A 12,384-nucleotide genomic window follows, 5' to 3' on the forward strand; every position below is an offset into this window, starting at 1 on the left:
GCGTTGCAGATGCCCCGTTCATACCCGTCGGGCTCAAACGATAGACGGTCAATTGCCCGGCCAAAAGGATAGATTCCAATTGGGAAAGTAGGTTTGCATAAAAGTACCTTCAGAATGTGACAAACCAATGGGATGGTTAAACGTTTTATCCCGTCTACCCTGCGGTTTTTTACCACTTGCCTAAATGACGAACGCATAACCTCTGATAAAGGTTTTACTAAAGGAGTACCAACGTTTATCAACGCGCCGTGGTGGCGCCGGGCCAGGAGGTAACTATCATGTTCCAGGCTGGAGATGTCGTCGAGACCGATTTCGAAGGATTTCTGAAGCTGCTGCGTTCCAAGACGCGCGCTTTCGTGTCGATCAACGATCACGAGTACTACATCACGCACACCGATGGCTATTGGCGTGTTCAGGATTGCGAGGCCCTCAACGACAAGGGCCACTTTACTGACTGCTCCGAGCTCGTCAATACGGTCTGCGAGGTCGTCGAGCTGCCGTGGATTGCCGGCAAGAGCCTGCATGATAGCTTCTCGGGCGCTACGGTCTATGAGGCCGTCGCCGCTTAACAGGCAATAAAACCCGAATTTCACGTGACCGCTGGCGCTGCCCCCGCGCCGGCGGTCTTTTTCTGCCGATAGGCCATAAAAGTGCAAACATTTGCGGAACGCCTGTTGACGATAGTCAAAACTCGGACTAATCTAGAGACATAAATTGGTCAAAAATCGGACAATCGAATGGTGGGATAGATGAATAGTGCGGTTACGCTGGTCGACTTCGACCGGTTGCTCAATGGACTCGACCATATCTATTCGGAGTTCTCGCGCGCCTGCGGTCTTTCGGACTGCGCTTACTGGATGCTCGTCGATACCAGCACGGCGGGCGGTAGCATCGCTGTGAGTCGTCTGACAAGCGAATGGTTCTACAGCAAGCAGACTATCAACTCGGCAATTAAAACCTTGACGGCGCGGGGCTTTGCAACGTTGGAGTTTGCCGAAGGCAGCCGTAAGAACAAGGTTGTGCGTTTGACCGAAGCGGGCATGCGGTTTGCCGAGCAATATGCGCTGCCGGCGCAAGAAGCCGAGCAACAGGCTTTCGAAGTGCTCGAGCCCTGGGAACAGCGCGAAATCATGCGCCTAATCGGAAAATTTTCCCATGCGCTCGGCGATGAGTGCGATGCCTTTAAGCAGCATATCGCTGCCGAGAGCCAGGCCGAGAATCAAGGTGAGGGGGAGTCGTGCGACTCTTAATGAGGTTTATGAAGCCGTATCGCAGGCTTGTCGCGGTGACGTTGTTGGTGCTGCTAATCGACAACGTCGGTACGCTGTTGGTTCCTACGATGCTGGCGAACATGGTCAACACCGGCATCACCACGGGCGATGTCGACTACATCCTGCGCAACGGCCTCTACATGCTTATCGCGACCGGCATGGCCAGCGGCGGCGCGGTGTTGGGCTGCTATCTTTCGGCGCGCTTGGCCGCCAACGTGGCCTGCGATATCCGCAATGCCGTCTACGACAAGTCGCTCGAGCTGTCTGCCAGTGACTTTGAGCGCTTTGGCACGGGCTCGATGATCACGCGCTCGCTCAACGACATCAACGTGATTCAACAGGCGATTCTGCAGACGATCCAGCTGGTGCTGCCGGTGCCGTTCCTGGCGGTGGCAGGCATCATCTTCGCCTGGCTCATCGATTCGGCCATGGGCATGCTTCTGGGCGTCGTGGTTGCGATCGTGCTGGTTGCGGCGGTCTTTACGGTTGCCAACGCGGCTCCGATCTTTATGCGCTTGCAGAGTTTTATCGACCGTATGAACGTGGTGCTGCGCGAAAACATCGTGGGTGTGCGCGTCATCCGTGCGTTTAACAAGGAGCGCCATGAGGAGCAGCGCCTGGACGAGGTGTTTAGCGATTACGCGGACAATGCCATTAAGGTCAACCACCTGTTTGTGGGGCTCGACAGCTCCAGCTTCTTTTTGATGAACATCGCCGAGGTGGCGGTGCTGTGGGTGGGCGGCAACCGCGTGGGCGCCCACGCCATGCAGATCGCGAGCATCTCGGCGGTGCTGGAGTACGCGCTTCTGATCCTGTTCTTTGTGATGATGGCGCAGATGGTGGTGCTGACGCTTCCGCGCGCCGCGGCGTGCCTCAACCGTGCGCAGCAGGTGTTGGAGATCGAGCCGAGTATCGTGGATGGCGAACGCACGCTCGACGCGAGCGCGTCCGACTCAAAGGACGGATCGGATGCGGTCGCCGTGTTCGATCACATGTCGTTTCGTTTTGACGATGCCGACGAGGACACGCTGTGCGATCTGAACTTTGCCTGTCGCCGCGGTCAGACGACTGCGATTGTCGGCTCGACGGGATCGGGCAAGTCAACGGTGGCCAAGCTCTTGCTTCGCTTCCACGATGCCACGAAGGGCGCCATTCGCCTGAACGGCGTCGATCTGCGCGAACTTTCGCAAGACGACATCCGCGGGCGTATTGCCTATGTGCCGCAGAAGGCGTGGCTGTTCTCGGGCACCGTGGCAAGCAACCTGCGCTTTGGCAACGAAGACGCGACTGAGGCAGACATGCTTCATGCGCTCCAGGTTGCCCAGAGCACCTTTGTGCTCGATCAGCCGCAGGGGCTCGATACCCCGGTGGCGCAGGGCGGCACGAACTTTTCGGGCGGCCAGCGCCAACGTCTGGCCATCGCCCGTGCGCTCATGAAGCATGCCGATCTATATATCTTCGACGACAGTTTTTCGGCCCTGGACTTTAAGACCGATGCCGCCCTGCGCCATGCGTTGCGGGACGAGACGTGCGATGCCGCGGTGCTCATCATCGCCCAGCGCATCTCGACTATTTTGCATGCCGATCAGATCGTGGTGCTCAAAGACGGCAAGATCGTGGGCCTAGGCACGCACGACGAGCTTATGGAAACCTGCGAGGTGTACCGCGCTATCGCGGAATCGCAGATGAAGGGAGGTGAGTAGCATGACCGAGGAGCTCAAGAAGCAGGGCGGCGTTGATGACGCCGCTGCCGCGGGACTGGTCGAGGAAACGGCTGCCGCGTCGACCGAGCTGGATGACGCCGCCAAGGCTGCAGCCGAGCGCGAGGCTCGCCGCCAAGCGCTCTACGAGGAAAACGAACGTGCCGAGGACGAGCGCGCCCGCGCCGAGGCAGAGCGTATGCGCGACGTGGACGACGAAGACGAGGACGAGACGCCCCGCGACACCTGGGCGACGGTGCGCCGCCTGTGGAGTGAGGCTGCCGGCGACCATTGGCGCTTCTATATCGTGTTCGTGAGCATTGTGTTCTACGTCATCTTTAACACCGCCGCGCCGGCATATAGCGCTCATGTTATCGACGAGCTGTGGGGCCATATACAGGTGGCGTTTGCCAACGACACCACCTTCAACATCACCTGGGAGAGCTGCGGCAGAACCATCTTCATCTACTTTTTAATCTGGACGGCCGCCGGATCGTTCTATGCACTGCAGAGTTTTTTGATGTCGAGTGTTGCTGAGCGCCTCAACCTGCGCCTGCGCAACCGCATCGCGCAAAAGCTCAGCCGTCTGCCGCTCGCTTACTTTGATGCGCATCGCCCCGGTGAGGTAGTCAGCCGCGCGACCAACGACCTGGACAAGATGTCCGAGAGCATGCAGCGCGGATTGCTGCAGCTGCTGATGTCGATCGGCACCGTGACGGGCGCCATCATCATGATGTTCGTCTATAGCGTTAGGCTCACGTTGATCTTTTTGGGTTTTACGGCGGTATCGCTGCTGGTGACCAAGGTGGTCTCGCACCGCACGCATGACGTAACCGGTGAGCGCCAGGAATGGGTCTCCAAGATTACGAGCGCGGTTGAGGAGGGTTACTCGGGCCGTCTGGTGATTCGCGCGTTCAACCGCGAACGCCAGAGTTCTGCCGAGGTGCACGAAGTCTCGGGCGAGCTGGCGCGCGTGAGTGCCAAGGCCGACTTTATGATTAACGCCGTCGGCCTTGCGGTGCGCTTTATCGGCCGTTTGGCGCAGATCGTGATCGCGCTGGTGGGCTGCAGTATGCTGGTTGCCGGTCACATGACCGTCGGCGTGTTCCAGGCGTTCTTCCAGTTTATCTACGAGGCGTCCGAACCCATGACGCAGTTGTCGTTTACCTTTAACTCGCTGCAGAGCGCGCTGGCGAGCGCAGAGCGCGTGTTCGACCTGCTCGATGAGCCCGAGATGGAGGCCGATCCGCTGCCGGACGAGGCCGCCAAGCTGCCGGGTCGCGTTGAGGGTCGCGTCGCTTTTGAGCATGTACGCTTTGGCTATTCGCCCGACAAGCCGCTTATGCGCGACGTGTCGTTTACCGCCGAGCCGGGCCAGAAGATCGCCGTGGTGGGAACCACGGGCGCGGGCAAGACTACGCTCATCAACCTGCTCATGCGCTTCTACGAGATCGACGGTGGCCGCATTACGCTCGACGGCGTGGACACGAGCCGTATGGACCGCGGCGAGCTGCGCCAGCAGTTTGGCATGGTGCTGCAGGACGCCTGGCTATTTGATGGCACGATTGCGCAGAACATCGCCTACGGCTGTCCCGAGGCGACGCGCGACGAGATCGTGGCGGCTGCGCGCGCCGCGCAGGTCGACTTCTTTGTGTGTACCATGCCGCAGGGTTATGACACGCGGGTGGCCAACGATGCCGAGAGCATTAGTCAGGGCCAGCGCCAGCTGCTGACCATTGCACGCGTGCTGCTCAACAACCCGGCGATTCTCATCCTGGACGAGGCGACGTCGAGCGTGGACACGCGCACCGAGCTTGCCATCGGCCGCGCCATGGACGCGCTCATGCGCGGGCGCACCAGTTTTGTGATCGCGCATCGCCTGTCGACGATCGTGGATGCCGACCTGATTCTGGTCATGGATCACGGCAACATTGTCGAGCAGGGCACACATAAGGAGCTGCTCGCAGCCGAGGGCGCTTACGCCGACCTCTATCTGAGTCAGTTCGCCTAAGGTGACAAAGGGACAGTCCCCTTGTCACATCGAAAAGAAGGCCCGCCGGGGGATTGATTCCCTGGCGCGCCTTCTTGCGTTGATGCGGGTCTGTACCGTCCGCAGCCCTAGCGTTCGTCCACGAGCTTGGCGACGAGGGCCTTGAGCTCCGCCACCTCTCGCTCGAGTTCTTTGACGCGGCGGGCGTTCTCGGTGATGCCTTGGCGGTTGAGGGCACTCTGCTCGGCGGCGTCATCGGGCATGTACTCGCGATGCTGCTTGGCGTCGAAACTCTCCTCGAACACGCGGCAGCCGTTGCGCTTGATGATGCGTCCCGGCACGCCCACGACGGTGCAGTTGTCGGGCACGTCTTTGACGACGACCGAGTTGCCGCCGATCTTGACGTTGTTGCCGATGCGGATGTTGCCGAGCACCTTGGCGCCCGTGCCCACGGTGACGTTGTTGCCGAGCGTTGGGTGGCGTTTGCCGGTCTCGTTGCCAGTACCGCCGAGCGTGACGCCCTGATAGAGTACGCAGTTGTCGCCCACAATGGCGGTTTCGCCGATGACGACGCCCATGGCATGGTCGATAAAGAAGTGCTTGCCAATCTGCGCGGCAGGGTGAATTTCGACGCCAGTGATATGGCGGGTGATTTGCGAGAGCACGCGGGCGAGCGAGCGATGGCCGTGCTCCCAGAGCCAGTGCTCGGGTACGTGGTTCCACTTGGCGTGTAGGCCGGGATAGGAGAGGAAGATGACCAGGCCGTTTTGCGCAGCGGGATCCTGTGCCTGGACGGTCTTGATGTCCTCGCGAATGGTATTGATAAAGCTCACCGGCCGCCCTCCCTTAGCGCCGCGACAATGCAATTCAATAAAGTATAGCGATTAGCTAGGGATTAGAAAGGGCAATCTTGCCTGCTTTGCGCGACAGGTGTCAATTATGCAAACTTGCTGGTAATGAAGTCACGCTTTTGTAAGGTCGTGTGCGTGGCCGTGTCGTAACCGTATACTGGTCAACTTGGACGTGTCCGCGCCCACAACTGAGAGGTTTTACTTCATGGGTTTCATCAATTTTATCGCCGAGCTGCTTAAGGATCCGCGCACTGCGATCGCCGGCTGGATCGCCGCCGGCCCGCTTATGGCGTACGGCTGCGTGTTCCTGATTATCTTTATCGAGACGGGCGTGGTGTTCTTCCCGTTCCTTCCCGGCGACTCGCTGCTGTTTGCCTCGGGTTTCTTTGCCCACAACGGCGGCTTTAACATCGTGGCTCTGTTGGCCGTCGCATGGACGGCTGCCATCTTGGGCGATCAGTGCAACTTTATGATCGGTCATTTCTTTGGCCAAAAGATCATCGCCTCGGGCAAGGTGAAGGCCATGACGCCCGAGCGTATCAAAAAGTCCGAGGACTTCCTGGACAAGTGGGGCCACCTGGCCATCTTCCTGGGTCGCTTCTTCCCGTTTATCCGCACCTTTGTGCCCTTCATCGCCGGTATGGGCGGCATGCACTGGCGTAACTTTGTCATCTATAACGTGCTGGGCGGTATCACCTGGTCGACGGTCTTTACGCTGCTGGGTTACTTCTTTGGCGGCATTCCCTTTGTGCAGGAGCACTTTGAGCTGCTAATCGTTGGTATCGTTGCCGTGTCGATCATCCCGACTGTGGTCGGTCTGGTTAAGGCTAAGCTGGGCAAAAAGAACGCGTAGCTCGAGCCAGCGCGCAAACCGTGCCGTTGAAGCCCGTCACCGTTTACGGTGGCGGGCCCTTTGCTTCGGTCAAATGAAAATACTTTAGTTAGTTAAAGAAAAACGTTTTATCCAACGCATGCGGGGAGTACAATCTCGTGCATGCGAACCGACGTGCCATCGGCTTTGATGCTGTTCGCGTGTCCCGTCCGGCTCTACGCTCCGGGCGTGCGACGTTGCGACGCGGTCGGCCTCGGTCCTTGCGTGCGGGTTCGCGAGTATGCAACTGTGTATGTAAGGAGCGACATATGGCTGTCGAGAAGAAGGATATCGATTGGGGTAGCCTTGGCTTTGGCTACATGAAGACCGATTACAGCTACGAGGCTCATTGGAAGGATGGCGAGTGGGACGAGGGTGGCCTGACCACCGACCACACCCTGCATGTCTCCGAGTGCGGCGGCATCTTCCATTACTGCCAGGAGGTCTTTGAGGGCCTGAAGGCCTATACCGCCGAGGACGGCAGCATCGTCTGCTTCCGTCCCGACATGAACGCCGAGCGTATGTATAACTCTGCCCAGCGCCTCGAGATGCCCCCGTTCCCCAAGGACAAGTTTGTTGAGGCCGTCAAGCAGGTCGTTTCTGCCAACGCCGCCTGGGTTCCGCCTTTCGGCTCCGGTGCAACCCTGTACGTGCGTCCATTTATGATCGGCTCCGGTGACGTGATCGGCGTGGCTCCCGCTCCTGAGTACACGTTCCGTATTCTCGTGACCCCGGTCGGTCCGTACTTTAAGGGTGGCCTTAAGCCCGTCAAGCTGCGCGTTTCCGAGTACGACCGCGCCGCACCGCACGGCACCGGCAACATCAAGGCCGGCCTTAACTATGCCATGTCCCTCAAGCCCACGATGGAGGCCCATCGCGGGGGCTATGCCGAGAACCTGTATCTCGACTCCGAGTCCCGCACCTATGTCGAGGAGACCGGCGGCGCGAACGTCCTGTTCGTGAAGGAGGACGGCACCCTCGTCGTTCCGCAGTCGCACACCGACTCCATCCTGCCCTCCATCACCCGTCGCTCGCTCGTTCAGGTTGCCGAGGATCTGGGCATGACCGTCGACCAGCGTCCCGTCGAGTGGGCCGAGGTCAAGGCCGGCACCTTTGTCGAGTGCGGCCTGTGCGGCACCGCTGCCGTCATCTCTCCGGTTGGCGAAATCGACAACAAGGTTTACGGCGCCGACGAGACCGTGACCTTCCCGGCTGGATACACCGAGATCGGCCCTGTGATGAAGAAGCTCCGCGAGACCCTGACCGGCATCCAGTCTGGTGCTGTCGAGGATAAGCACAACTGGGTTTACACCGTCGCGTAAGCTGCCTTAGCTGTCCGGCCCGAGGGCGACCTTCCTTTCCGGTGCGTCCTCGGACATGAAAGAACCCCCGCTGCGCACTTCGTGCGGCGGGGGTTTTCGTCCTGCGGAGTGCGCCGGAAAGGAAGGTCGCCCTTTTTTGCTTCGCGCCATGTGGGGGCGGTGGCGACGTGCATTTTTGCGAGTATTCTGCAATCGAAGGCCCCTGCATACCGGCCTCGGGCAAAAAATCGGGATTTCTCGATGTTTTCTACGGATGATGGGCGGGGTTATGGGCTGACAGCGTTTGATTTGCAGGGATATTCGCGGTCTTTGGCATTTATCGTGGCGCCCGAAGCTCTTGGTTATGTTGAATGCTCCTAAAAATGCACGGCGCTTAGAGGGGGACCTTCGCGAAAAAGGAAACCGCCCCGTCGAAGTATGCATTCGACGGGGCGGTTTATGCATTTGGCCGATTAAGGATGCGCTGCCAAACTACTAGAACTTGACGGTCGGGGCCTGGCGGGCTGCTTCGGCGGCCTCGAAGCCCTGGCGCTCCTTAAACTGGAAGATGCCGGCAAAGATGACAGCCGGGAACGTTTGAATGGCGTTGTTGTAGCTGAGCACGCAGTCGTTGTAGCTCTGGCGTGCATAGCTAATCTTGTTCTCGGTATCCTCGAGCGATGCCTGCAGCTGCGTGAAGTTGGTGTTTGCCTTAAGATCGGGATAGGCCTCGGCCACAGCGAAGAGCTGGCGCAGTGCGCCGGTCAGCACGTTGTCGGCTTCCATCTTGGCCTCGGGCGTGGTGGCCTTGACGGCGGTGTTACGCGCGCTGATCACGGCGGAGAGCGTCTCCTGCTCGTGCTTGGCGTAGCCCTTGACGGTCTCGACCAGGTTGGGGATCAGGTCGTTACGGCGCTGCAGCTGCGTATCGATGTTCTGCCAGGCGTTATCGATGCGGTTACGCTTGGTGACCATGTTGTTGTAGATGCCGGCGATGGCGCAGACAATCACAATGACAACAACGATGCCGATGATGACGGTAATCATGATGTCTCCGTTTCGAATGGCCGCGGCGGCATGCGCCAGCTGCCGTTGGTATAACGCTACTAGTATACCCGCAACGTTTTACCGTGCCGAACTTTCCGGTAAGCGTTGTGTTTTCGGCGGGGTTGGCACCGGGGCAAAGCGCGCGAGGTACAGGTGTAAGATATGCGACAGATTGACGAGTGTTGTCTTTGCCCTGAGGATGGCGATACCAGTGGACCTTCGCATCAAGAAAACCTACCGCGCCCTGTTCGATGCCTTTACCGAGCTTCTCGAGGAGCATCGTTTTGAGGACCTGACGGTTGCCATGCTGTGCGACCGCGCCATGATTCGCCGCACGACGTTCTACAAGCACTTTCGCGACAAGAACGATTACTTTGCCTTTTATATCGATGAGCTCATGTCGGGCTTGCCGCAAAAACAGCCCGATGAGGCCGGCGCAGTGTCTGCCGAGGACGTGCGCGCGCTTCGGCACGCGATTTTGGACGATGCCATGGATTTGATTCTGACGCACGAGCGGCTCATGGATAACATTTTGGCAAGCAGCATGTCGGGCATGTTGACCAACGTTATTTGCGACCGCATTGCCCGCTCCATCCGCGAGCGTGTGATGAACGTGCTTGCCGAGGACGCCCTGGCCCCCGTGTCACTCGAGATGACGTCTGAGTTTGTCGCCGGCGGTATTATTCGTCTTTTCACGATATGGTGGGAATCGGGCCACGATCTTGAGCGTCGACCTGAGATAGCCGACGTGGTCGATGCACTGTTTGAGCGGACCATGACACCGGTGCATCACTAGGAGTGGCGGAGAGAGGGGGATTCGAACCCCCGGAACGCTCTCGCGCTCAACGGTTTTCAAGACCGCCGCATTCAACCGCTCTGCCATCTCTCCGTGAGTCGTAATGATAGCATCGTTTTGAATTTGCAACAGGGAAGGCGAACGATGACGATCACCGAAATCGACGAGAAGTTCATGCGCGAGGCGCTGGCCGAGGCGCGCGCCGCCGCGGCAGTGGGCGAAGTCCCCATTGGTGCCGTAGTGGTGCGCGACGGTGAGATCGTCGCGCGGGCGCACAATCGGCGCGAACTCGACCAGGACCCTTCGGCTCATGCCGAGTTTGCGGCCGTGTGCGCCGCTGCCCAGGCGCTTGGCCGCTGGCGCCTTTTCGACTGTACGGTCTATGTGACGTTGGAACCCTGCTGCATGTGCGCGGGCCTTATGGTCAACGCGCGCGTGGGGCGCTGCGTGTATGGCGCGAGTGATGCCAAGGCGGGCGCGCTGGGTTCGCTGTATGACCTGAATGCCGATTCGCGCCTGAATCATCGGTTTAACGTGACGGCTGGGGTCCTGGCGGATGAATGCCGCGAGCTGCTGAGTAGCTATTTTGGCGGTCTGCGCGGAGCGGGTGGCAGCGGCTATGGCTGCGGTCCGAACCTTGAGGCGCATGCCGCCCACGCCGCGGCGCTTGCAGGTGCCGGTGAGGATGCTGGCATGGCGGTTGACTTTGGTCCTGCGTGCCGCCGACCCCGCCGTGTGCTGCTGGCGATTGATTCCTTTAAGGGCAGCGTGTCGAGTGCGCAGGCGGAGGCGGCGGTTGCCGAGGGCATGCGCCGTGTGTGGTCCGATGCCGAGGTGTGTGCATTGCCGCTGGCAGATGGTGGCGAGGGAACGCTCGATGCCGTTGCCGCGTGCGGCGGTGAGATTGTGACCTGCGAGGTGGCAGGTCCCTTGGGCAAGCGCGCGTCTGCCCGGATGCTGGTTGATGTCGAGTGCGAGTCGGCTGTAATTGAGATGGCCGAGGCGGCCGGCATTGGGTATTCGCCTTGTACGGAGTCGGCGGCGTTGGCGGCCACAACCTATGGCGTGGGCGAGCTCATGCTTCGCGCGGTTCGCATGGGCGCAAAGACACTCTATATTGGTCTGGGCGGCAGTGCCACCAACGACGGTGGCGCCGGCATGCTGCAGGCGCTGGGCGCGCGTGTGGTCGATGACCAGGGCTGCGATGTCGCCCCCGGTCTTGCCGGACTTGAGCGGGTGGCGAGCGTTGATTTGGCGCCAGCGCTTCGGGCTTTGGATGGCGCTCGTATTGTTGTGCTTTCGGATGTCGATAATCCGCTCGTAGGGCGTCGCGGCGCGCTTGCGGTGTTCGGCGGACAGAAGGGTCTGCCGGCGGATGATGCCGAGGCACTGAGCAGGTGCGACAGCTGGATGGTCGGCTACGGCCGCTTGCTCGATACAGCGATTTTCGAGGCGCGGGCCCAAGGGTTGCTGCGCGTGCCCGAGGGTGCACGGACATTTGGCTCGGTGCTCGGCGTGCCCGGTGCGGGCGCTGCCGGTGGCTTGGGCGCGGCGTTGCTGGCGCTCGGTGCGGAGCTGCGCTCGGGTGTGGAGACGGTGCTCGATCTCGTGGGGTTTGACGAGCGCGTGCGCGATGCCGACCTGGTCATAACGGGTGAGGGCAATATGGATGAGCAGTCCTCCGCCGGTAAGGCGCCGGTGGGTGTGGCCCGTCGTGCGAAGCGATATGGCAAGCCGGTGATTGCTGTCGTGGGCGGTCGCGCTGATAACCTGGATGCGGTGTATGGGCAAGGCATCGACCTTGTACTGCCGATTTGCCGCAAACCCATGGGCCTGGAACAGGCACTCGATCCGCAAGAAGCCACAACCAACCTCATCTGCGCCGGCGAAGCGGCCGCTCGATCCTACGACCTTGGCCGTATCTAAAACCCATCCCCTCGATAAGTTGCGGTGAAATACGGAGCGTTTTTGCCTTTAAGGGGCCAATTCAGTCCGTATTCCACCGCAACTTCGAGAATGGCCATTCGAGGTTGGCCGCCTTGTGCCTTGGGTCGGACCGTTTGCCACGAAATGCGGCCATCTACTACGTTAAACCGGCCACCTTCGACCATCCCGGAATTTGCAAAAACAAAACCGCAGGTAGAAAGCTTGCCGATTTTCGAAAAAGCCGGCTATGGTTGACCCTTGCGGCCTAAACGTAGTAGATAGGTCCTTTCTGTGGTGCGGCACCAAGCCGGTCATTTTGGGATGGGACTATTTTGACTACTCATTGGCTGCTCTGGCAATCGGGCTGCAAAAGTAGTCAAAAAAGCTCCGTCCCAAATTAGCTACCTTGCTCTGGCGGGCGGGAGCAGGTAAGATATACCGAGCGCCTAGCGCGTTCGATGGGTTCGGATGACGACATGTTCCGAATCTGGTCAGGTCCGGAAGGAAGCAGCCATAAGGAGCCTCTGTCGGGCATCCGAATCCATCGAACGCACGGGCGCTTTTTGGTGCCGCGACATGGCCCGGCCGGCGGCGAGGTATTTGGTGTCTCGCTGGTCCTCGGCTGCGCCTG

10 protein-coding genes, 1 tRNA gene and 1 other RNA gene are annotated in these 12,384 nt (G+C 59.8%); 9 read left to right on the top strand and 3 right to left on the bottom strand.

The genetic code is table 11. The features are described 5' to 3' along the window. The first annotated feature begins 278 nt into the window (after positions 1-278). The 4 genes from PMX21_RS03950 to PMX21_RS03965 all read left to right on the top strand — a co-directional run bounded on the left by PMX21_RS03950 (position 279) and on the right by PMX21_RS03965 (position 4,982). Positions 279-569: a hypothetical protein gene (locus PMX21_RS03950; RefSeq protein WP_006235631.1), complete on the top strand. Its 291-nt coding sequence runs from the start codon at positions 279-281 to the stop codon at positions 567-569. 180 nt (positions 570-749) lie between these two features. Then, a complete protein-coding gene (locus PMX21_RS03955; protein ID WP_118099199.1) occupies positions 750-1,250 on the top strand; it encodes a MarR family winged helix-turn-helix transcriptional regulator in 501 nt (166 codons plus the stop codon). After that, on the top strand, positions 1,250-2,974 hold the full coding sequence (locus PMX21_RS03960; protein WP_271758175.1) for an ABC transporter ATP-binding protein: 1,725 nt from the start codon (positions 1,250-1,252) through the stop codon (positions 2,972-2,974). The genes PMX21_RS03955 and PMX21_RS03960 overlap by 1 nt, the downstream gene beginning before the upstream one ends. 1 nt (position 2,975) lies before the next feature. Beyond that, complete coding sequence (locus tag PMX21_RS03965; protein WP_271758177.1) at positions 2,976-4,982, top strand: ABC transporter ATP-binding protein; 2,007 nt, start codon at positions 2,976-2,978, stop codon at positions 4,980-4,982. Between the two features lie 107 nt (positions 4,983-5,089). Here the strand turns inward: PMX21_RS03965 and cysE are convergent, their stop codons facing one another. Beyond that, positions 5,090-5,794 carry a serine O-acetyltransferase gene (gene cysE / locus PMX21_RS03970; RefSeq protein WP_117717063.1) on the bottom strand — a complete coding sequence of 235 codons (705 nt, stop codon included), beginning with the start codon at positions 5,792-5,794 and terminating at the stop codon, positions 5,090-5,092. Between the two features lie 223 nt (positions 5,795-6,017). Here cysE and PMX21_RS03975 point away from each other — a divergent pair, with 223 nt between their 5' ends. Together PMX21_RS03975 and PMX21_RS03980 are read left to right on the top strand one after the other, a co-directional pair. Next, complete coding sequence (locus PMX21_RS03975; protein WP_117734868.1) at positions 6,018-6,665, top strand: DedA family protein; 648 nt, start codon at positions 6,018-6,020, stop codon at positions 6,663-6,665. A 287-nt stretch (positions 6,666-6,952) separates the two neighbouring features. Next, positions 6,953-8,005, top strand: coding sequence for a branched-chain amino acid aminotransferase (locus PMX21_RS03980; RefSeq protein WP_271758181.1), 1,053 nt, complete (start codon positions 6,953-6,955; stop codon positions 8,003-8,005). Positions 8,006-8,479: 474 nt separating this feature from the next. On the opposite strand, the gene PMX21_RS03985 is transcribed toward PMX21_RS03980, so the two are convergent. Beyond that, the gene (locus PMX21_RS03985) at positions 8,480-9,031 is read right to left on the bottom strand and encodes a LemA family protein (protein ID WP_082421874.1); all 552 of its coding nucleotides are present in this window, start codon (positions 9,029-9,031) and stop codon (positions 8,480-8,482) included. A gap of 211 nt (positions 9,032-9,242) precedes the next feature. On the opposite strand from PMX21_RS03985, the gene PMX21_RS03990 reads away from it, so the two are divergent. Continuing rightward, positions 9,243-9,827 (top strand): TetR/AcrR family transcriptional regulator, encoded by a 585-nt coding sequence (locus PMX21_RS03990; RefSeq protein ID WP_271758183.1) that lies wholly within the window; start codon positions 9,243-9,245, stop codon positions 9,825-9,827. A gap of 3 nt (positions 9,828-9,830) precedes the next feature. Here the strand turns inward: PMX21_RS03990 and PMX21_RS03995 are convergent. Next, positions 9,831-9,920, bottom strand: a tRNA-Ser gene (locus PMX21_RS03995). Positions 9,921-9,971: 51 nt separating this feature from the next. On the opposite strand from PMX21_RS03995, the gene tadA reads away from it, so the two are divergent. Beyond that, positions 9,972-11,753 (top strand): tRNA adenosine(34) deaminase TadA, encoded by a 1,782-nt coding sequence (gene tadA, locus PMX21_RS04000; protein WP_271758185.1) that lies wholly within the window; start codon positions 9,972-9,974, stop codon positions 11,751-11,753. Positions 11,754-12,210: 457 nt separating this feature from the next. Beyond that, an RNA gene (ffs, locus tag PMX21_RS04005) (signal recognition particle sRNA small type) lies at positions 12,211-12,302 on the top strand. Positions 12,303-12,384 lie beyond the last annotated feature (82 nt).

The sequence above is a fragment of the Collinsella aerofaciens genome (genome assembly GCF_028209885.1).
GTDB lineage: Bacteria > Actinomycetota > Coriobacteriia > Coriobacteriales > Coriobacteriaceae > Collinsella > Collinsella aerofaciens_BA.

Coding starts and splice junctions, on each gene's coding strand:
- PMX21_RS03980 (WP_271758181.1), top strand. CDS start 6,953: ATGGCTGTCGAGAAGAAGGATATCGATTGGGGTAGCCTTGGCTTTGGC.
- PMX21_RS03965 (WP_271758177.1), top strand. CDS start 2,976: ATGACCGAGGAGCTCAAGAAGCAGGGCGGCGTTGATGACGCCGCTGCC.
- PMX21_RS03960 (WP_271758175.1), top strand. CDS start 1,250: ATGAGGTTTATGAAGCCGTATCGCAGGCTTGTCGCGGTGACGTTGTTG.
- PMX21_RS03950 (WP_006235631.1), top strand. CDS start 279: ATGTTCCAGGCTGGAGATGTCGTCGAGACCGATTTCGAAGGATTTCTG.
- PMX21_RS03985 (WP_082421874.1), bottom strand. CDS start 9,031: ATGATTACCGTCATCATCGGCATCGTTGTTGTCATTGTGATTGTCTGC.
- PMX21_RS03955 (WP_118099199.1), top strand. CDS start 750: ATGAATAGTGCGGTTACGCTGGTCGACTTCGACCGGTTGCTCAATGGA.
- PMX21_RS03975 (WP_117734868.1), top strand. CDS start 6,018: ATGGGTTTCATCAATTTTATCGCCGAGCTGCTTAAGGATCCGCGCACT.
- tadA (WP_271758185.1), top strand. CDS start 9,972: ATGACGATCACCGAAATCGACGAGAAGTTCATGCGCGAGGCGCTGGCC.